This window comes from Pseudoclavibacter sp. Marseille-Q434 (genome assembly GCF_050315415.1).
Taxonomy (GTDB): domain Bacteria; phylum Actinomycetota; class Actinomycetes; order Actinomycetales; family Microbacteriaceae; genus Pseudoclavibacter.
Map to the genome: position 1 here is coordinate 474,690 of NZ_JBNPQH010000001.1, position 19,908 is coordinate 494,597.

The 19,908-nt window shown below is 67.7% G+C and carries 20 protein-coding genes; 13 read left to right on the plus strand and 7 right to left on the minus strand.

The window, feature by feature from the left end:
- Positions 1–4 precede the first annotated feature (4 nt).
- A complete protein-coding gene (locus tag ACQFZP_RS02305) occupies positions 5–1,144 on the plus strand; it encodes an ABC transporter permease (RefSeq protein ID WP_211890207.1) in 1,140 nt (379 codons plus the stop codon).
- Positions 1,145–1,188: 44 nt separating this feature from the next.
- Here the strand turns inward: ACQFZP_RS02305 and ACQFZP_RS02310 are convergent, their stop codons facing one another.
- On the minus strand, positions 1,189–1,794 hold the full coding sequence (locus tag ACQFZP_RS02310; RefSeq protein WP_179556472.1) for a hypothetical protein: 606 nt from the start codon (positions 1,792–1,794) through the stop codon (positions 1,189–1,191).
- Positions 1,795–1,907: 113 nt separating this feature from the next.
- On the opposite strand from ACQFZP_RS02310, the gene ACQFZP_RS02315 reads away from it, so the two are divergent.
- The 6 genes from ACQFZP_RS02315 to ACQFZP_RS02340 all read left to right on the plus strand — a co-directional run bounded on the left by ACQFZP_RS02315 (position 1,908) and on the right by ACQFZP_RS02340 (position 9,156).
- The gene (locus ACQFZP_RS02315) at positions 1,908–3,701 is read left to right on the plus strand and encodes an ABC transporter ATP-binding protein (protein ID WP_179556473.1); all 1,794 of its coding nucleotides are present in this window, start codon (positions 1,908–1,910) and stop codon (positions 3,699–3,701) included.
- 107 nt (positions 3,702–3,808) lie between these two features.
- Positions 3,809–5,725 (plus strand): translational GTPase TypA, encoded by a 1,917-nt coding sequence (typA, locus tag ACQFZP_RS02320; protein ID WP_179556474.1) that lies wholly within the window; start codon positions 3,809–3,811, stop codon positions 5,723–5,725.
- Positions 5,726–5,770: 45 nt separating this feature from the next.
- Complete coding sequence (locus ACQFZP_RS02325) at positions 5,771–6,241, plus strand: hypothetical protein (RefSeq protein WP_211890208.1); 471 nt, start codon at positions 5,771–5,773, stop codon at positions 6,239–6,241.
- Positions 6,238–6,564: a ferredoxin gene (gene fdxA / locus ACQFZP_RS02330; RefSeq protein ID WP_104253637.1), complete on the plus strand. Its 327-nt coding sequence runs from the start codon at positions 6,238–6,240 to the stop codon at positions 6,562–6,564. The genes ACQFZP_RS02325 and fdxA overlap by 4 nt, the downstream gene beginning before the upstream one ends.
- Positions 6,561–7,691 carry a succinyldiaminopimelate transaminase gene (gene dapC / locus ACQFZP_RS02335; protein ID WP_307852725.1) on the plus strand — a complete coding sequence of 377 codons (1,131 nt, stop codon included), beginning with the start codon at positions 6,561–6,563 and terminating at the stop codon, positions 7,689–7,691. Before fdxA ends, dapC begins: the two co-directional genes overlap by 4 nt.
- A 130-nt stretch (positions 7,692–7,821) precedes the next feature.
- Positions 7,822–9,156: a citrate synthase gene (locus ACQFZP_RS02340; protein ID WP_104312298.1), complete on the plus strand. Its 1,335-nt coding sequence runs from the start codon at positions 7,822–7,824 to the stop codon at positions 9,154–9,156.
- A gap of 172 nt (positions 9,157–9,328) precedes the next feature.
- On the opposite strand, the gene dapD is transcribed toward ACQFZP_RS02340, so the two are convergent.
- Entirely contained in the window at positions 9,329–10,312 is a 984-nt protein-coding gene (gene dapD / locus ACQFZP_RS02345) for a 2,3,4,5-tetrahydropyridine-2,6-dicarboxylate N-succinyltransferase (RefSeq protein WP_104312297.1), read from the minus strand.
- A gap of 76 nt (positions 10,313–10,388) precedes the next feature.
- Here dapD and dapE point away from each other — a divergent pair, with 76 nt between their 5' ends.
- The 3 genes from dapE (at position 10,389) to ACQFZP_RS02360 (ending at position 13,554) form a co-directional block, all read left to right on the plus strand.
- A complete protein-coding gene (dapE, locus tag ACQFZP_RS02350; protein ID WP_211890209.1) occupies positions 10,389–11,519 on the plus strand; it encodes a succinyl-diaminopimelate desuccinylase in 1,131 nt (376 codons plus the stop codon).
- Positions 11,501–12,760, plus strand: a complete 1,260-nt coding sequence (locus ACQFZP_RS02355) for a hypothetical protein (protein WP_211890210.1) — start codon at positions 11,501–11,503, stop codon at positions 12,758–12,760. Before dapE ends, ACQFZP_RS02355 begins: the two co-directional genes overlap by 19 nt.
- 353 nt (positions 12,761–13,113) lie before the next feature.
- Complete coding sequence (locus tag ACQFZP_RS02360; RefSeq protein WP_211890211.1) at positions 13,114–13,554, plus strand: hypothetical protein; 441 nt, start codon at positions 13,114–13,116, stop codon at positions 13,552–13,554.
- 86 nt (positions 13,555–13,640) lie between these two features.
- Here ACQFZP_RS02360 and ACQFZP_RS02365 read toward each other — a convergent pair whose 3' ends face one another.
- On the minus strand, positions 13,641–14,237 hold the full coding sequence (locus tag ACQFZP_RS02365) for a superoxide dismutase (protein ID WP_211890212.1): 597 nt from the start codon (positions 14,235–14,237) through the stop codon (positions 13,641–13,643).
- 216 nt (positions 14,238–14,453) lie between these two features.
- Between ACQFZP_RS02365 and ACQFZP_RS02370 the strand changes: the two genes are divergently transcribed.
- The gene (locus tag ACQFZP_RS02370) at positions 14,454–14,624 is read left to right on the plus strand and encodes a DUF3117 domain-containing protein (RefSeq protein WP_104253630.1); all 171 of its coding nucleotides are present in this window, start codon (positions 14,454–14,456) and stop codon (positions 14,622–14,624) included.
- A 93-nt stretch (positions 14,625–14,717) separates the two neighbouring features.
- Here ACQFZP_RS02370 and ACQFZP_RS02375 read toward each other — a convergent pair whose 3' ends face one another.
- The gene (locus tag ACQFZP_RS02375; RefSeq protein WP_104312293.1) at positions 14,718–15,347 is read right to left on the minus strand and encodes an O-methyltransferase; all 630 of its coding nucleotides are present in this window, start codon (positions 15,345–15,347) and stop codon (positions 14,718–14,720) included.
- Between the two features lie 133 nt (positions 15,348–15,480).
- On the opposite strand from ACQFZP_RS02375, the gene ACQFZP_RS02380 reads away from it, so the two are divergent.
- The gene (locus ACQFZP_RS02380; protein ID WP_249312005.1) at positions 15,481–15,894 is read left to right on the plus strand and encodes a Sec-independent protein translocase TatB; all 414 of its coding nucleotides are present in this window, start codon (positions 15,481–15,483) and stop codon (positions 15,892–15,894) included.
- Positions 15,895–15,951: 57 nt separating this feature from the next.
- Here ACQFZP_RS02380 and ACQFZP_RS02385 read toward each other — a convergent pair whose 3' ends face one another.
- The 3 genes from ACQFZP_RS02385 to ACQFZP_RS02395 are packed head-to-tail and all read right to left on the minus strand — an operon-like array spanning position 15,952 to position 19,068.
- Positions 15,952–17,076, minus strand: coding sequence for an Mrp/NBP35 family ATP-binding protein (locus tag ACQFZP_RS02385; protein WP_374100737.1), 1,125 nt, complete (start codon positions 17,074–17,076; stop codon positions 15,952–15,954).
- A gap of 5 nt (positions 17,077–17,081) precedes the next feature.
- Positions 17,082–17,741, minus strand: coding sequence for a DUF1003 domain-containing protein (locus ACQFZP_RS02390; protein WP_104312291.1), 660 nt, complete (start codon positions 17,739–17,741; stop codon positions 17,082–17,084).
- A complete protein-coding gene (locus ACQFZP_RS02395; protein ID WP_104312612.1) occupies positions 17,728–19,068 on the minus strand; it encodes a magnesium transporter MgtE N-terminal domain-containing protein in 1,341 nt (446 codons plus the stop codon). The genes ACQFZP_RS02390 and ACQFZP_RS02395 overlap by 14 nt, the downstream gene beginning before the upstream one ends.
- 96 nt (positions 19,069–19,164) lie before the next feature.
- On the opposite strand from ACQFZP_RS02395, the gene ACQFZP_RS02400 reads away from it, so the two are divergent.
- On the plus strand, positions 19,165–19,893 hold the full coding sequence (locus tag ACQFZP_RS02400; protein ID WP_211890214.1) for a general stress protein: 729 nt from the start codon (positions 19,165–19,167) through the stop codon (positions 19,891–19,893).
- The last annotated feature ends 15 nt before the right edge of the window (positions 19,894–19,908 follow it).

A 19,908-nucleotide genomic window follows, 5' to 3' on the forward strand; every position in this document is an offset into this window, starting at 1 on the left:
AGCTATGACGACTCCGAACTTCACCGAGATCACCGCCGCGCAGCCTCACGGCCCCGGCGACGAGCTGACCATCGAGCAGCGTGAGACCATCGGCCTCAGCCAGGGCCAGATCGTGTGGCGGCGCTTCGTGCGCCACACGGGTGCCATGGTGTCCACCGCCGTCCTCCTGGTCATCGTGCTGCTCGTCTTCACGTCCGTCGGCATCGTCGTGCCGTGGTGGGACTTCTCCGAGGGCAAGTTCACGCAGATCCAGGTCTCGGGCTGGTGGGCCTACGACTGGAACTCCATCGCGCCGATCGTGAACGGCGGCAATCCGACCTTCGTGAGCCTCTTCGACTGGGGCTCGCATCCGTTCGGTCAGGACGAGATCGGCCGCGACATCTTCGCCCGCGTCATGCGCGGCACGCAGCAGTCGCTGACGGTCATGTTCATCTACGGCATCCTCGCGGCGGTCATCGGCATCATCGTCGGCGGCATCGCGGGCTACTACCGGGGTTGGGTCGACAACGTGCTCATGCGCGTCACCGACCTCTTCCTCGTCATCCCGACGCTCGTCTTCGCGGCCGTCCTCGGACAGCTCGCTGGACAGAACGAGGTGCTCCGGGCCTACGGCGCCGTCTCGCTCGCCGTCGTCCTCGGCCTCGTCGGCTGGATGTCCCTCGCCCGCCTGGTTCGCGGCGAGTTCCTCACCCTTCGCGAGCGCGAGTTCGTGGACGCTGCGCGCGTCGCCGGCGCCTCCGGCCGGCGCATCATCTTCCGCCACATCCTGCCGAACGCTCTCGGCGTGGTGATCGTCTCGACGACCCTGCTGATGAGCGCCGCCATCATCCTCGAGGCGAACCTCTCGTTCCTGGGCTTCGGCATCCAGCCGCCCGACGTGTCGCTCGGCCAGATCGTGCAGGAGTACCAGGGCGCGTTCGCCACCCGTCCGTGGCTGTTCTGGTTCCCCGGCGCCTTCATCGTGGCGATCGCCCTGTGCATCAACTTCATCGGCGACGGCCTGCGAGACGCCTTCGACCCGCGTCAGCGCAAGATCCCGGGCAACGGCACCTGGTCGCGCATGTGGCGCACGCTCACCTCACGCGACGGCCGTCCGACCAAGGGCGACGCGGCTGACCGCGACTCGAGCAAGGCGGATGCGTGACGGTCCTCGTCGCAGAGCGCGCCGGGTCGCTGGCCCCTGTGGGGCTAGAACGCGAAGAGCGCGCCGACGACCAGCAGGGTGGTGATCAGCACCACCGTGTTCGCCACGTTCTGCGTGCGCACGACCGGGGCGAGCGGGGCTCCGGCCTCACGCTGCTGCTGGGCCCTGCGGTGCGTGAGGTTCACGGCCGCGTCTCCCGAGTACGTGCCGGGAGCGGCGCTCGTGCGGATGCTCTGCGACTCGTCGGTGAGTCGGCGAGGATCCTTCCACAGGAGCGGGTCGCGCGGGTCCATTCGCTCAGCGCTGAGCCGGTCGGGCGGGGGAGCGGCCCACGCGCTGACCTTGCCTTCCGGCGTGGTGACGGTGAAGCCGCGCGTCGTCTCGACCAGCTCGATGTGGCCGTATGGCACCACGGTCTTCTTGAGGGGGTTGTTCACCTCGAGCGCATCATCGGTGAAGACGACGCTCGGGCTCACGAGGGTGATCCACCCGACGCCGAGCGCCAGGATGGGCAGCGGCAGCACCGAGAGCAGGTGGCGGCCGGCACCGGGCGTCACCGCCACGGAGATGACGGCGACCAGCGCCATGGCGGCGATGACGCCGTAGACGACAAGACCCATGCGGGGGCGGAGAACTGTTCGCTCGGACACGAGCCAAGTGTCGCAGACGAATCCCGTCCCACCGCGGTGAGCGGACCGGCAGTCGGTCCGCTCGCACCTCAGACTCCACGCACTTCGACCGCAGCCCACCGGGAGGCACGCTCATGAGCACGACTTCACGCAAAGACGACACGACGCCCATCCTCGAGGTGCAGGACCTGAGCGTCGAGTTCTGGGTCGGCGGAGACTGGGTCCCCGCCGCGAAGGACATCAACTACGTGGTCCGGCCGGGCGAGGTGCTCGCCATCGTGGGCGAGTCCGGCTCCGGCAAGTCGGTGTCGTCGATGACGCTGCTGGACCTGCTCCCGAAGAACGGGCGCACGTCCGGGAGTGCGAAGCTCAACGGCACCGAGCTCATCGGCGCCCCGCAGTCGACGCTTCGTCGCGCGCGTGGCAATGACATCGCGGTCATCTTCCAGGAGCCGATGACCGCGCTCAACCCCGTGCTCACGATCGGATTCCAGATCTCCGAGGCCCTGCGCATCCACAACCCGACGATGACGCCGAACGATGCGCGCGAGCGTGCGCTCGAGCTGCTTCGCCTCGTGGAGATGCCGAACCCGGCCAAGGCGTTCGACTCGTACCCGCATCAGCTCTCCGGCGGCCAGCGCCAGCGCGCCATGATCGCGCAGTCCCTGAGCTGCGACCCCGACCTCCTCATCGCGGATGAGCCGACGACAGCGCTCGACGTGACGATCCAGGCCGAGATCCTGGAGCTCATGCGCTCACTCCACGAGCGCCTGAACTCGGCCATCGTCATCATCACGCACGACATGGGCGTCGTCGCCGACATCGCCGACAACGTGATCGTCATGAAGGGTGGAGAGATCGTCGAGCGCGGCACGGTGCGCGAGATCTTCAAGAACCCGCAGCACGCCTACACGAAGACGCTGCTCGACGCCGTGCCGCACCTCGGCACGGGGGAGGCGAGCGGGCTGGACGCGCGCGAGTTCACGGGCGAGCCGGCTCTCGTCGTGCAGAACGCCGACATCGAGTACCCGAAGCAGGGGCGCGTCCCAGCGTTCAAGGCGGTCGAGGACGCGACGTTCGAGATCTACCCTGGCGAGATCGTCAGCGTCGTCGGCGAGTCCGGCTCCGGCAAGACCACGGTCGCGCGAGCGGTCGTCGGCCTGCTGCCGGTCGCGGCTGGCTCCATGAAGCTCAACGGCGTCGAGCTCAACGGCGTCTCCCGGCAGGACCTCGCGAAGGTGCGCCGCGACATCGGCATCGTCTTCCAGGATCCGGGCTCGTCGCTCAACCCCCGCTGGCCCGTCGGGCAGTCGATCGCCGAGCCGCTCATCCTCGAGAAGAAGCTCACGAAGGCCGAGATCGAGGCCCGCGTCGGCGAGCTGCTCGACCAGGTCGAGCTGCCCCGGTCCTTCCGGAACCGCTACCCGAACGAGCTCTCCGGCGGCCAGCGTCAGCGCATCGGCATCGCTCGAGCCCTCGCGCTCGAGCCGAAGCTCCTCGTCGCCGACGAGCCGACGTCGGCACTGGACGTTTCGGTGCAGAAGCGCGTGCTGGAGCTGCTCGTCGAGATCCAGCAGCGCCTGCAGTTCGCGGTGCTCTTCGTGACCCACGACCTCGCCGTCGTGGACCAGCTCGCCAACCGCGTGATCGTCATGAACCACGGCAAGATCGTGGAGCAGGGGCCGACGGACCAGATTCTGCGCGCACCCCAGGATCCGTACACGCAGCGCCTCGTCGCTGCCGTGCCGGTTCCCGACCCTGACGAGCAGGCGATGCGTCGCGAGGAGCGCGCCGCGCTCAAGCGGGCGACGGCCGCTGCGGTAACGAACGAGGTGCTCGGCGACGACATCGTGGTCTCCGACGCGCCGAGCGGGCAGCAGGAGAACGTGCTGCGGGCGGAAGCCGAGGAGCGCGAATCCGGGCAGTGACCCGGTAGAAACTTCGACCAGCGTGAGGCCCATCTCACGCTGGTCGGGAGGCGTGCCCTCCGTGACGTAGGATGAACTGCCCTTTTCTCAAATGAAAGCACCCCTGAATGACTGCTGTGCCTGTCGCCCACCGTTCTGAACTCCGTAACGTCGCCATCGTGGCGCACGTCGACCACGGCAAGACGACCCTCGTCGACGCCATGCTGAAGCAGACGGGCTCGTTTGGCGAGCACGACAGCAACTCGACCGAGGCCCGAGTCATGGACTCGAACGACCTCGAGCGTGAAAAGGGCATCACCATCCTCGCCAAGAACACGGCGATCTCGTACAAGGGGAAGCACGCCACGGATGGCCCGATCACGATCAACGTGATCGACACCCCCGGCCACGCCGACTTCGGCGGTGAGGTCGAGCGCGGCCTGTCGATGGTCGACGGCGTCGTCCTGCTCGTCGACGCGTCCGAGGGTCCCCTCCCGCAGACTCGCTTCGTGCTCCGCAAGGCGCTCGCCGCGAACCTGCCCGTCATCCTCTGCGTCAACAAGACCGACCGTCCCGATGCCCGCATCGACGAGGTCGTCGCCGAGAGCCAGGACCTGCTCCTCGGCCTCGCCTCCGACATGGCCGACGAAGCACCGGATCTCGACATCGACGCGCTGCTCGACCTGCCCGTCCTCTACGCCTCCGGGCGTGCCGGTGCCGCTTCGCACAACCAGCCCGCTGACGGCGAGCTGCCGGACAACGACGACCTCGAGCCCCTCTTCGAGACGATCCTCAAGCACATCCAGCCGCCCGCCTTCGACCCGGAGGCGCCGCTGCAGGCGCACGTGACGAACCTGGACAGCTCGCCGTTCCTCGGACGTCTCGCTCTGCTGCGCGTCTTCAACGGCACGCTCAAGAAGGGCCAGAACGTGGCCTGGGTCAAGAACGACGGCTCGGTGCACAACGTGCGCATCACGGAGCTGCTCGAGACGAAGGCGCTCGACCGCGTCCCCACCGACTCCGCGGGCCCCGGTGACATCGTCGCCGTCGCCGGCATCCCCGAGATCATGATCGGCGAGACGATCGCCGACCCCGAGGACATCCGCCCGCTCCCCGGCATCACGGTGGACGAGCCGGCCATCTCGATGACGATCGGCACGAACACCTCGCCCATCATGGGCAAGGTCAAGGGCCACAAGCTCACCTCGCGCATGGTCAAGGACCGTCTCGACCGCGAGCTCATCGGCAACGTCTCGATCCGTGTCCTCGACATCGGCCGCCCGGACGCCTGGGAAGTCCAGGGCCGTGGCGAGCTCGCGCTCTCCGTCCTCATCGAGAACATGCGTCGCGAAGGCTTCGAGCTGACCGCCGGCAAGCCGCAGGTCGTCACGAAGATCGTCGACGGCAAGACGCACGAGCCGTACGAGCACCTCACGATCGACTCGCCAGAGGAGCACCTCGGTGCCATCACGCAGCTCCTCGCGGCGCGCAAGGGCCGCATGGAGTCCATGTCGAACCACGGCACCGGCTGGGTGCGCATGGAGTTCGTCATCCCGTCGCGTGGCCTCATCGGCTTCCGCAGCGAGTTCATGACCAGCACACGCGGCACCGGTATCGCCAACGCCATCTCGCACGGCTACGAGCCATGGGCCGGCCCGATCACGACCCGCACGTCGGGCTCGATCGTCGCCGACCGCGCCGGAGTGGCGACGCCGTTCGCGATGATCGCCCTGCAGGAGCGCATGTCGTTCTTCGTGCAGCCGACCGAAGAGGTCTACGAGGGCATGGTCATCGGCGAGAACTCGCGCGCCGACGACATGGACGTCAACGTGACCAAGGAGAAGAAGCTCACGAACATGCGTTCCGCCAACGCGGACACGTTCGAGTCGATGACCCCGTCGCGCCAGCTCACGCTCGAGGAGTGCCTCGAGTTCGCTCGCGAAGACGAGTGCGTCGAGGTCACGCCCGAGAAGATCCGCATCCGCAAGCTGCTCCTCGACGGCAACGCACGTGCACGTGCCACGTCGCGCGCCAAGAAGCAGTAGTCGAACGTGCGAACTCGCACGGTTCGCAGTGAAGATTAAGGTCGTATGACGGAAGTCATCGAACAGCCTGCCGGAGAGCAGCGAACCGGGGAGCGAATCCTCGGGGCGCTGCTCTACGCGCTTTTCGGCCTCATCGTCGGCACGGTCACGACGTTCCTGCACCGCGGTCGCGTCGAGCTCTTCGACACCACGCTGTGGGTCGGTATCGTGCTCGGACTCGCCTGCATCCTTTGCCTCGGCATCGGCCTCCGCATGTACCTCGTCGACCGGTGGATGACCACGGGCTTCGCGGCCGGCGTCGTCGCGGCGGTCGGCGCCCTCGGACTCTGGAACCCCGGGTCCAGCGTCGTCGTCGTCGGGGACGCATTCGGCCTCGCGTGGCTGGCGCTCGCATCGCTCATCGCGGCGGCCTGCGCATTCTGGCCGCAGCTCCCGAGCCGTCGCGCGCGAACGACGCCCGTCCGCGACGAGTACGATGGGAGATCGCCCACGAACTTGGAGGAGTCACCCAAGTGACCTACGTCATCGCCCTTCCCTGTGTCGACGTGAAAGACCGGGCCTGCATCGACGAGTGCCCCGTCGACTGCATCTACGAGGGCGACCGGATGCTCTACATCCATCCGGACGAATGCGTCGACTGCGGGGCCTGTGAGCCCGTGTGCCCCGTCGAGGCCATCTACTACGAAGATGACCTGCCCGACGAGTGGAGCGAGTACTACACCGCGAACGTCGACTTCTTCAGCGAGATCGGCTCCCCGGGAGGCGCGGCCAAGGTGGGCGTCATCCATCACGACCACCCCCTCATCGCGGCGCTCGACCCCCAGGGGGACGGCGCGTGACGCTGGGTGAGCTTCCCGACTATCCGTGGGACAACCTCGCGCCGTACGTCGAACGAGCGAAGTCGCATCCTGACGGCGCCGTGGACCTGTCGATCGGCTCGCCGGTCGACCCGACTCCCGAGATCGTGCGGACGGCGCTGCGCGAGCACGCCGACGCGCACTCCTACCCGACGACAATCGGCACCCCTGAGGCGCGGGATGCAGTGGTCGAGTGGTTCGCGAGGAGCCGGGGTGTCACGGGGCTCGGGCGAGCGAACACGATGCTCACGGTGGGCTCGAAGGAGTTCGTCGCCACGGCGGCGTTCTTCCTGCGCCTCGGTGCAGGCGATACCGTCGTCTACCCGGCACGCGCCTACCCCACGTACGAGATCGGCGCCGTCTTCGCTGGGGCGGCGGGGTTCTCAGGTGACGACCCGGCTTCCTGGCCCGCGTCGACGAAGCTCATCTGGCTGAACAGCCCCGGGAATCCGGACGGACGCGTCCTCGGCGTCGACGAGCTCAGGGCCGCGGTCGAACGTGCGCGGGAGCTGGGCGCCATCATCGTGAACGACGAGTGCTACGCCGAACTCGGCTGGGGTGAATGGTCGGGGGAGCGCATCCCGAGCATCCTCGACGATCGGGTCACCGATGGTGACCTGACGAACATCCTCGCCTGCTCCTCGCTGTCGAAGCGCTCGAACCTCGCCGGATACCGAGCGGCGTACATCGCTGGTGATGCCTCGCTGATCGAGAGACTCCTCGTCGCGCGCAAGCATGCCGGCCTCATCGTGCCAGCTCCTGTGCAGGCGGCGGTCGCGACGGCGCTCGGCGATGACGAGCACGCCAGGGAGCAGTACCACCGCTACCGCCGACGCCGCGAGGTGCTGCTGCCGGCCCTGCAGTCCTGGGGGCTGCGCATCGAGCACAGCGAGGCGGGGCTCTACCTCTGGGGCACGACAGGACATGACTCGTGGACCACGATCGGCGCGCTCGCCGATCTGGGCATCATCGGCGGGCCGGGCGTCTTCTACGGCGACGCCGGAGCCCAGTACGTCCGCATCTCACTCACGGCCACCGATGCGCAGATCGCTGAGGCCGCCCGGCGCCTGATTGCGGCCAATGCTGACCAATCGGTGCACGCGCAGTAGACAACAGACAGCACATCGCGGGTTTCATTGTGGATTCGCATAGTCACCTTGTCGACCGATTAGGCTATGAGGACACTGCGCGTTCTGCGTGCTCGCCGGGGAGCATCCCCCACTCGCTCGAGGAGGATCTGTGACTGAACAGCACAAGCAGGCTGAGGCCCACCAGCACGAGGCGGACTCGGCCACCTTCAGGATCGGCGACAGGACCGCGGAGTTCCCAGTCCTGCGCGCCACCGAAGGCGCTGACGCGGTCGACATCTCGACGTTCATGAAGCAGACGGGATACACGACGCTCGACCAGGGCTTCGTCAACACGTCGTCGACCAAGTCCGCCATCACGTACATCGATGGTGCCAACGGCATCCTGCGTTACCGCGGCTATCCGATCGAGGAGCTCGCCTCCAAGTCGAGCTTCCTCGAAGTCGCCTACCTGCTCCTCTACGGTCAGCTCCCCACCGAGTCCGAGTACGAGAGCTTCACGGATCGCATCCGCCATCACACCCTCCTGCACGAGGACCTCAAGCGCTTCTTCACGGCACTGCCGCCGCACGCTCACCCCATGTCGGTGCTCTCCAGCGCGGTCAACGCGCTCTCGACCTACTACGAGGACTCGCTCGACGTCCACAACCCCGAGATGGTCGAGCAGTCGACCATCCGGCTCCTCGCGAAGATCCCGGTCATCGCCGCCTACGCGCACAAGAAGAGCATCGGCCAGGCCTTCCTGTACCCGGACAACTCGCTCGACTTCGTCGACAACTTCCTCAAGCTGAACTTCGGCAACCTCGCCGAGCCATATGAGGTCAACCCAGTGCTCTCGAAGGCGCTCGAGCGCCTCCTCATCCTGCACGCCGACCACGAGCAGAACGCATCGACGTCGACGGTCCGCCTCGTCGGCTCGACCGAGGCGAACATGTACTCGTCGATCTCAGCCGGCATCAGCGCGCTCAACGGCCCGCTGCACGGTGGCGCGAACGAGGCAGTCCTGAAGATGCTCGCGCAGATCCAGGAATCGGGCGAGGGCGTCGACCGCTTCGTCGAGCGCGTGAAGAACAAGGAAGACGGCGTCCGCCTCATGGGCTTCGGGCACCGCGTCTACAAGAGCTACGACCCGCGCGCGAAGCTCGTCAAGGAGTCCGCCGACGAGGTGCTCGCCGCCCTCGGCGTCAACGACCCGCTCCTGGAGCTCGCCACGCAGCTCGAGCAGGTCGCGCTCAACGACGACTACTTCAAAGAGCGCAGCCTCTACCCGAACGTCGACTTCTACACGGGCCTCATCTACAAGGCCATGGGGTTCCCCACGCGCATGTTCACGGTGCTCTTCGCCATCGGCCGGCTGCCCGGCTGGCTCGCGCACTGGCGTGAGGCGAACGCCGACGCCAAGACGAAGATCGGTCGCCCGCAGCAGCTGTACACGGGGGAGCCGGAGCGGCATTACCCGGAGAACCGCGGCTTCCAGCTTCTCTGACGCTGGCCGCGCGACGACAAGAGAGAGCCGCCGGAACCTGGAATCCCCTGAGAGGGCTTCCGATCCGGCGGCTCTCGCTCTACGCTGAACGAACAAGACACTCCCCGCTCGAGCCGCACGACAGGTGGCCAGCGGGGAGTGTTGTTTCGTCTCCGAGTTGCGGGGGTTGCCGCTAGGCGTGCAGCGCGTCGTTGAGCTGGATGCCAGCCCCCGTGCGGGCCAGGGCCTCGACGGCACCGTTAAGCGAGTTGCGACGGAACAGCAGGTTGGGCACACCGGAGAGCTCGGCGGCCTTCACCGAGCGGGGCTCGCCGATCTGACCGTCGGGGTCGCTCACGCCGATGAGGGAGACCTTCGTGCCGGCCGTGACATAGAGGCCGGCCTCGACGATCGAGTCGTCGCCAAGCGAGATGCCGATGCCGGAGTTCGCGCCCAGCAGCGCGCGCTCCCCGATGCGGATACGCTCCTTGCCGCCGCCCGAGAGCGTGCCCATGATCGATGCGCCGCCGCCGATGTCGCTGCCGGCCCCGAGGACGACGCCTTGCGAGACGCGGCCCTCGACCATGGAACGGCCGAGCGTGCCCGCGTTGAAGTTGACGAAGCCCTCGTGCATGACGACCGTCCCCGGCGCGAGGTGCGCGCCGAGCCGCACCCGTCCGCCGTCCGCGATGCGCACATCCGCCGGCATGACGTAGTCGAGGAGGCGCGGGAACTTGTCGACGGCGTAGACCTGGATGCCCTCACGCTGGAGGCCCGCGCGCGAGCTCGCCGCGAGCTCGGGGCGCATGGGCCCGACGTTGGTCCACGCGTTGGTCGGCAGGTGGCCGAAGATGCCGTCGAGATTGATGCTGTTGGGCTCGACGATGAGGTGGCTCAGGAGGTGCAGGCGCAGGTAGGCATCGACGACGCTCTCGACGGGACCGTCCAGCTCCACGGTCACCGTGACGGGGCTGACCTGGACCTGGCGACGCTCGTCATCGTAGGCGAGGGCGGCGAAGCTCGCGGGCGAGATGTGCGGGTCTCGGCCCTCTGGCAGGGCGCCGAGCGCGGGTGTCGGGAACCAGGCGTCGAGCACCTGTCCGTCGTTCGTGATGGTGGCGAGGCCGTCGCCCCACGCGGTCCGCGGGTCGTTGGAGGTTGGTGCATCGTTGGTCATGGCTCCAGGCTACCCAGCGAAGGGCTCGCGCGGGCACGAGCGGGCCCGTTCCGGTGGAGGACTTAGGCTTGAGCGCATGTCTTCTCTCGCGAGCGCCGACGCCATCGATCTGACGCGACGTTCGACCGAACTCACGAGGCTGCTGTGCGACATCCCGTCGGTGTCTGGCGACGAGGCGGCGATCGCCGACACGATCGAGGCTGCGCTCTCGCCGTTCGAGCATCTCGAAGTGCTCCGGCTCGGCAACACGATCGTCGCGCGCACGTCGCTTGGTCGCACGCAGCGGGTCGCGATCGCCGGGCACATCGACACGGTTCCGATCAACGAGAACCTCCCGACCCGCAGCGAGGTGCTGACGCCCGAGCAGGCGGCCGCGGACGTGCCGGGCACGCCGGCCGGCGAGTACCTCTGGGGTCGCGGCACCGTCGACATGAAGGCGGGTGTCGCCGTGCAGCTGCGGCTCGCGGCAGAGCTCACGGAACCCGCCGTCGACGTCACCTGGATCTGGTACGACAACGAAGAGGTCGCCTCGGACCTCAACGGCCTCGGTCGGCTCGCCGATGCGCGACCCGATCTGCTCGCCGCGGACTTCGCGATCCTCGGCGAACCCACGAAGGGGGAGGTCGAGGGTGGCTGCAACGGCACGATCCGCGTCGACATCCGCACGAGAGGCAAGCGCGCGCACTCCGCGCGCGCCTGGGTGGGCGAGAACGCCATCCACAGGGCGGCGCCGATCCTCGCGAGGCTCGCAGCGTTCGAGCCGGCCACCGTTCCCGTCGAGGGGCTCAACTACCGGGAGGGGCTCAACGCCGTCCGCATCTCAGGGGGAGTGGCCGGCAACGTCATCCCCGACGAGTGCGTCGTGCATGTCAACTACCGCTTCGCTCCGGACAAGTCGCTCGACGAGGCCGAGGCCAAGCTCCGAGAGTGGTTCGGCGACTTCGAGCTCGACTTCGTGGACCGCTCTCCCGCCGCTCGTCCCGGGCTGGACGCACCGCTCGCCCGCGGCTTCCTGGAGGCGGTTGGGGCGGAAGCCAAGCCGAAGTACGGGTGGACGGACGTCGCGCGCTTCTCGGCCCTGGGCATCCCGGCCGTCAACTACGGCCCAGGCGACCCGTTGAAGGCGCACGCGGACGACGAGCGGGTGCTGCTGACCGAGATCACGCGCGTCGAGGAGGGGCTGCGCACGTGGCTGACCTCACGCTAGCCAGGACGGGGCGCGACGACTTCACCGTCGCGGCTGACACACGACCCACCTACTTCTCCTACTACTGGAATCGCCTGCCGCCGCTTGCGCAGGTCGCCATCATCTTCGCCGTCTCCCGCGTCGTGACGACCACGTTCCTGCTGGCGTTCGCATCGCAGCAGCAGGAGACCTGGCAGTCGCCGGCCAAGCCCGACCTGTGGACCTTCTCGAACCTCTGGGACTCCGCCTGGTACGAGCGCATCGCGACGGGGCCGTACGGCTACTCCAGTGACCTGCCGAGGAACGACGAAGGGCAGGTGACCGAGAACGCGTGGGCGTTCATGCCCGTGTACCCCGTGCTCGTCCGCGCGCTGATGCTCGTGACGACGCTCCCCTGGGAGATCGCGTCGGTGCTCGTCGCGACGGCCTTCGGGTTCGGCGCGGCATGGGTCTTCAACCGAACGCTGGCCCTGGTCGTCGACAAGAGCACGACGTCGTTCGCGACGCTGCTCTTCTGCATCGGGCCGACGAGCCCGCTGCTGCAGCTCGGCTATGCGGAGAGCGCGCAGAACTTCTTCGTCGCGCTGCTGCTGTACCTGCTCATCAAGCGCCAGTGGCTCGTCATGCTCCCCGTCATCGTCATCGCGTCCTTCACCCGCCCGACCGGGCTCGCGTGGGCCATGACGCTCGGCCTGTACTTCCTCGCTCGCTGGTGGATGCATGCCAAAGGCCGGGAGGACTTCCCGAAGCCGGAGGTCATCAAGGTCATGGCGGCCGGTCTGCTCTCGGCGCTCGCCGGCTTCGGCTGGCTCCTCATCGCGTGGGCCGTCACCGGCGTTCCGTCGGCCTACATCGACACTGAGCTGGCCTGGCGCATCCACTACACCGGCCCCATCGAGCTCGTGCCATTCACCGGCTGGTTCCACGGTGCGACGTTCTGGTTCGGGCAGCCGATCGGTGCCATCATCGTCGTCCTGTTCGTCGTCGTCGTGCTCGGCGTCATCGCGCTCCCGGTCATGCGAAGGCTCGGCATCGAGATCAGGATCTGGCTGCTCAGCTACTTCACATACCTGTTCGCCGTGTTCTTCCCGCAGTCGAGCACCTTCCGTCTGCTCATGCCGATGTTCCCCGTTCTCGGCGCGGTCGCCATCCCCAAGTCACCGCTCTACCGGGTCGGTGTGGTCGTCGTCATGCTCGTCGGCCAGCTGGTCTGGCTGTACATCTGCTGGTACACCGTGGAGGGTGACTGGACCCCGGCTTAGCCCGGTCCAAAACGTCACCGTTCCGTGGCCGGAGCGTTATCGTTTCCGGCACAGAAAGCCCTGGTGAACCCCTACATTGAGTGCAGGCAACAGCACCGACGCAGCAGCGTCGACAGAACACGGGGGAGCAGGACATGGAACGACTCGGGGCGGGGCGGATCGCAGTAATCGCGGCGGTCGGGATGCTGGCACTTTCGGGGTGTCAGGCGACACCGGGGGAGGCGGGCCCCACGACCACGTCGTCACCCACCGCTCCCTCCTCGGCGACGCCCGAGGAGACGGAGCAGCCCGCTGCGGTTTGGGCTGTCGCTTCGATCGACTCAGCGGATCAGTGCGACCAGTTCACTGAGGCCATGAAAGGCGAGCTGTTGGCTCCTGAGGTCGTGACGTTCCGGTCCATCTTCTTCGGGCAGCAGGGGGACGAGTTCGTCCAGCTCGGGGATGCAAGTGACAATGTCTGCAGCTGGACGCCGGTAAAGTCTGCCGAGCAGAAGTGGCGTGAGACGTCGCTGCACATCGCGACTATTCCCGCGAGCGAGGATTTTGACGCGGCCTCGACGTTTGACGAGTTCGAGAGCTCGGCCGAGGGGCAGAGTCTCGGGACCTCCACGTACGCGTCAGAGCCGCTTGGGGCTGGCACCGTCTACGAGCTCGAAGACGTCGTGCACGGAGAGACGGTCAATGCGGATATCTGCCACTACGTCGAGGACAGGACCGTCGTGACGATCACGCGCCAGACCGACGGGCAGTGCGTCGCGGCCCTCGAGCAGGCCGTCGCCGTCGCCAAGGGCTGACCTGCTCGCCCGAGCCCGCAGACAGCGATCGCCGCATCCAGCACGGATGCGGCGATCGTCGTCTGCGGGTCGCCCCGCTGGCTGAGCTAGGAGCGTGCGGCCTCGAGGCGCTCGCCGACGTTCTTCCAGTTCACGATGTTCCAGAACGCCTTGATGTAGTCGGCACGGACGTTCTGGTAGTCGAGGTAGTAGGCGTGCTCCCACACGTCGAGCTGGAGGAGCGGCGTGACCCCGAACGGGATGTTGCCCTGCTGGTCGAAGAGCTGGAACGTCGTCAGGTTGCCGCCGGTCTGGTCGTAGCCGAGCACCGCCCAGCCGGAACCCTGGACGCCGAGGGCCACCGCGGTGAACTGCGCCTGGAACTTCTCGAGTCCGCCGAACTGCTCGTCGATGGCGTCCTTGATGCCACCCTCGGGCTCTCCGCCGTCGGGGGAGAGGTTGGTCCAGAACACGCTGTGGTTGACGTGCCCGCCGAGGTTGAAGGCGAGGTCCTTCTCGAGCTTGTTGATGTTCGCGAGGTTGCCGCTGTCTCGCGCCTCGGCGATCTGCTCGAGGGCCGTGTTCGCGCCCTTGACGTACGTCGCGTGGTGCTTGTCGTGGTGCAGCTCCATGATGCGAGCTGAGATGTGGGGCTCGAGTGCCGCGTAGTCGTATGGAAGGTCGGGAAGCGTGTATTCAGCCACGGAAAGTCCTTTCGATCATCTGGCAAGAGCAGGAGGCGTCGTCGACGCCAACGCCTTTCGACGCTACACCTCGCTTCTGGTCGTTCCCCCGTCGATTCCCCGCAAGTCTGCGTGCATCCAGAACACGACTTTTCACATTCCGGAGGGCCGAATGCACACTCCGTCCACGAATTTGGGATACTAGGAGGACACTGCACAAATCTTGGAGGCGCAATTATGGCCGCGATGAAACCGCGTACTGGTGACGGACCTATGGAAGCCATCCGCGAAACACGGCTGATCATCGTCCGTGTACCCCTCGAGGGTGGCGGGCGCCTCGTGGTGTCCGTCAACGACGACGAAGCACGCGAGCTTCGCGATGCGCTGAGCTCGGTCGTCGGCGAATAGCCGTTCCGCACGAAGCAGAAGGGCGTCGACCATTCGGTCGGCGCCCTTCTGCTGTGCCTGCTCGTCTGCTGTGCCTGCTCGGGGTCCTCTTGTCTAGCGCAGCTTCGTGAGCTGCAGGATCCCGCCGTCAAGAGGCAGGAGTGAGAGCCGCAGGTCGTCTTGCAGGTCGAACTCGGCGTAGAGCGCGCGGAGGCCGCTCGTCAGCGCATCGCGGCGGGCCGGCGATGCCACCTTGCCGCCATTGAGCGCGCCGAGTGCCACGATCGTGCCGCCCGGGCGGATGAGCCGGAGTCCGTGCTGCAGGTGAGCGCCGATGTGCGCCACGTCGCCGCCGATGACGACGAGGTCGTACCCGCCCTCCGTCATGCGGGGGAGCACGTCCTGCGGGTGGCCCGTGATGAATCGGAGGCTCGCGCCTCGCGCACCCGCCGAGATGAGCAGGCGACGAGCGTGGCCGAGGTACTCGGGCTCGGCATCGATGCAGGTGATCGTCGCGCCGGGCGCGCCGCGCCAGACCGCGTGGGTCAGTACTCCCGCCCCGGTGCCGATCTCGATGATCGTGGATGCGCCGGTGGCGGCGGCGAGGAACGTCAGGTGGGCGGCGGCTGCCGCCGAGGGGAGCGGGAGTCCGAGTTCGAGCGTCAGCTGACGAGCATCCCGGACGAGGGCATCGTCCACGATTCGCTCGTTGATGTAGCGCGAGCTGAGCTCCAGTTCAGACATTCTCCAAGACTAGCGTCGGCCTGGCCCTCGGGGCTCGAATGGGAGTCCCGGCTGGCGTCCCTCGAGTGCCGTGTTGGCGCAGACCAGAGCCTATGATGGGACGGTGTTTGGGCTGACGTTTGAGAAATTGCTGTTGATCGGCATTATCGCGGCCTTCATCATCGGTCCCGACAAGCTCCCGAAAGCTGCCGAGCGTCTCGCTGATGCGGTCAAGTGGCTTCGTGGTGCGTCCACGAACGCCAAGTCGCGCATGAAAGAGGAGATGGGCGACGACTTCGCGGACGTCGACTGGCGCAAGCTCGACCCCAGACAGTACGATCCCCGCCGCATCATCCGCGACGCGCTCCTCGCTGAAGACGAGCCCGTGGCCCCTGAACCCGCTGTCGCGAAGCCGACCTCGACAGGAGCGGCTGCGAGCACCGCGGCGCTGGCCGCTGGAGGAGCCGCCGCCGCGATCGGCGGTGCTTCGCGACCGAGCTGGGCAGCAGGCGCCGCTCCAGCTCCCGCCGTGGTCGGGCCCGTGCCCTTCGACGGCGAGGCGACCTGATCCTGACGCCCTTCGACGCTCACGCGTTCGGGCGCGCTGCATGTCTGCCAGCCCTGTCTAGACGAGCGACACGGGCAGCCTGCGCCCGCTGAGCCCCCTCGGCTGGGCGAGCAGCGCTTCCGCCGCCTGCTGCAGGGCGATGCCCGCCGGAGTGGTCGGTGCGTGCCGGAGCAGGGGCGTGCCTGCATCGCCGGACTCGCGCAGAGACTGGCTGACGGGCACTTCGGCGAGCAGCTCGACGGGGGAGCCGTCTTCGCTCAGACGATCAGCGACGGCCCTTCCGCCGCCCTCTCCGAAGAGCGCGACACGCTGACCGTCGGCCGAAGCGAACGGCGACATCGTCTCGATGACGCCGATGACGCGCTGGCCGGTCTTCCTGGCGAGCGCACCCGAGCGCCACGCGACTTCGGCCGCCGCGGCCTGGGGTGTCGTGACGACGACGACCTCGGCTCCCGGCAGCAGCTGTCCGAGGGAGATGGCGATGTCGCCGGTTCCCGGCGGCAGGTCGAGAAGCAGGACGTCGAGGTCGCCGAAGTACACGTCGGTGAGGAACTGCTCGATCGTGCGGTGCAGCATCGGGCCGCGCCACGCGACCACCTGCGCGTCGTCGCCGAGGAACATGCCGATCGAGATGAGCCTGACCCCGTGCGCCTCAGGCGGCACGATCATGTCGCCGACCCGAGTGGGCGAGACATCTTCACCCAACCCGAAGAGACCCGGAATCGAGTATCCGTGCACATCCGCGTCGATGAGGCCCACGCTGAGCCCGCGTCGAGCGAACGCCGCGGCGAGGTTCGCCGTCACCGTCGACTTCCCGACACCGCCCTTGCCGCTCGTCACGGCGATGACACGCGTCAGCGAGTCCTTGCCGAACGGATGCACGCGTCCGGCTCGCGAGCCGCGGAGCCGTTCGGTGAGCGCGGTCCGCTGCTCGCGCGTCATGACGCCCACCACGAGCTCGTAGGGCGCGCCGTCGATGACCGACTCGATCGCAGATCGCACGTCCCGCTCGATCTGGCGGGCAGCAGGACAGCCCACGATCGTGAGGCGGAGCTCGACCTCGAACGACCCGTCCCCGCGCTCGTCGACGCGCTCGATCATGCCGAGCTCGGTCAGCGGTCGACGCAGCTCAGGGTCGCTGACCTCGCCGAGCGCGCCCCAGATGTCCGCAGCGACGGTCACGCCGCTCACACCTGCTCTTCTGCCGACTTGGCCGCGCGCTTCCTGTCCCGGATGGCTTCCGCACGTCGCCTCGCTGAGTCGCTGACCCGCTGCTCTTCGCGCGAGATGGTCTCAGAGCCCTCCTCGTCGGGATCATCGAGGTCCTCGATGTCCTCGAGCAGGGCGCGCAGCTCGGCCCGGATGAAGTCCTTGGAGGCCAGATCCTTGGTCAGGACGCGCAATGCCACGATCTCGCGCGCGAGGTACTCGAGGTCGGCCGAGTTGCGCTCGGCGCGCTGCCGGTCCTGCGCGATCTGCACGCGGTCGCGGTCATCCTGCCGGTTCTGGGCGAGCAGCAGCATGGGGGCCGCGTAGGACGCCTGGAGCGAGAGCATGAGCGTGAGGGCGATGAAGCCGAGGTCGGCGGAGTCGAAGCGCAGCTCGATGGGTGCCATCGAGTTCCACACGACCCAGAAGATGACGAACAGCGACAGACCGACGAGGAAGGCGGGGGTGCCCATGGCTCGGGCGAACGCCTCCATGCCGCGGCCGAACGCATCGCTGCGCTCGTGGTCGCGGTTCTCTGAGTCGTCTCCACGAGCGTCACGCCTCGGCTTCGGGCGCGGCCGACGGAGGTGGAGGCCCTTGACCTTCGGGCGCTCGAGATCGTCTTCACGACGTGCCATGAGTCCTCCGGACCACTGGAGAGTTCGCGGGGGCGGTGACGGCGCGCTTCGTGCCGACACGCTGCGAGACGCGGCTGGGCACGACCTCGCCTTCCGCGTCGACCTGTCGCCAGTCCTCTGGCAGGAGGTGATCGAGGACGTCGTCGATCGTCACGACGCCCACGAGGCGGTGCGCCTCGTCGATGACGGGCAGCGCGACGAGGTCGTAGCTCGCGAGCACACGAGCAACCTCGGCGTCGCGCATCGTCGTCGGCGCTGGCTCCATCTCGCGGTCGAGGATGGTGTCGAGGCGCTCGTGCGGCGGATATCTGAGGAGCCGTTGGAAGTGCACGAGGCCGAGGTACCGGCCGGTCGGCGGCTCGTAGGGGGAGAGGGTCACGAAGACACTGGTCGCGAGAGCAGCCGGGAGGTCCTTCCGGCGGATCAGCACGAGCGCCTCTGCCACCGTGGCGTCCCCGGGGAGGATGACGGGATCGGTGGTCATGAGACCACCAGCGGTGTCCGGTGCGAACTCGAGGAGCATGCGGACCTCTTCCGCCTCCTCCGGGTCCATTCGCTGCAGGAGCGCCTCGCTCTTGACCGCGTCCAGCTTGGCCACGAGATCGGCGGCGTCATCAGGCTGCATCTTGTCGAGCACGTCAGCCGCATGCTCCTCATCGAGCCACTCGATGATCGTCACCTGGTCGGACTCCCGCATCTCCTCGAGCACATCCGCGAGCCGCTCGTCCGGCAGCATGCTCACGACCTCCTTGAGGCGTGCATCCGGCAGATCGAGGAGCGCTGTCGCGAAGTCGCTCGGCTTCATGTCGGAGTGAGCCGTGAGGAACTGGGTCGCCGCCTGCTGCTCACCGAGCGTCACCTCTGGAGTGACCTCGTCCCACGTCGCGAAGCGCGTCGGGCCGGTGCCGAAGAGCTGCTTGCTCTTGCGAGGCAGGCGGACGAACAGCTGGCCCACGTTCCAGTACCCCTGCGCGTCCTCCTCGATCTGGACATCCTCGATGGTGCCAGTCGCCGTCCCGTCGTTGAAGGTCACGGAGCGGTCAGCGAGGTCCGCGAGCACACGCACCTCCTGCCCGTGCTGCACGAACGGGCGCGAGTCGATCTCACCGCTCACGACGATCTGCCCCGAGCCGATCGACTCGACCTGACGGATCGGGATGAAGATGAGTCGCTTGCTCTTCGTCTCGACGACGAGCCCGTTGACGCGCGGGGAGTGCGCTGCGCGGTACTCGACGATGACGTCGCGCACCTTGCCGATGCGGTCGCCGTCCTCGTCGAAGACGGGGCACGCGGAAAGTCGCGCTGTAAAGACCTTGGAGACGCTCACGGGCCAATGGTAGTCGCCCGTGAGGGCTCGCCAGCCGAGAGCGAACATGTGACCGGGCCGCCGCGTTTCCTACTGGCGTGCTGAGAGAATGGCGGCATGACAACCCCAGGCACGACGACACGTGGCGCGCGCAGTCGGTTCCCGAAGGTCCCAGAGGGCGACGTGATCGCGAGCCTCGAGAGCTACGAGGAAGCCCGCGCCGTCGTGGACGGTCTCGCGAAGCAGGACTTCCCGGTCTCGACGGTCTCGATCCTCGGCAGTCACCTGCGCACCGTCGAGCGGGTCACGGGCCGCATGTCGTTCGGCAAGGCGGCGCTCGGTGCTGTCGGCACGGGCGTCATGCTCGGTCTCTTCGTCGGGCTGCTCGTGCTCATCGTCACGCCCGGGGTCGGCTTCGAGACCCTCATCGCGATCCTGCCGGTCGCGATCGGCTTCTCCGTGATCTGGAGTGTCATCGGATACGCGGCGAACCCGCAGCGTCGGCAGTTCACCTCGGTCATGCAGGTCGTCGCGACGCACTTCGACGTCGTCGTGCCGCGGGAGCACGCCGGGAAGGCGCGCGGTCTCCTCGGCACGCAGCAGGCACCTGCCGCTGCGGTGCCAGCCCAGCAGGCGCCGGCTCACGTGCCGCCCGCCGCACCTCCCGCGCAGCAGCCCGGGCTCGACGCGCCGGCAGCTGACGCGGCGAGCACGGACACCGAAGCTGCCCCCGCAGCGCCCCGCCGCACCTACTCAGAAGCGCAGGCCGAGCTGCGGCGGCTCGAGCGCGAGAAGCGCTCCCAGCAGGCAGACCAGGGACGGCCGGGGGCCAACGGCACGTCCTGAGCCAGCGGCCCCGCC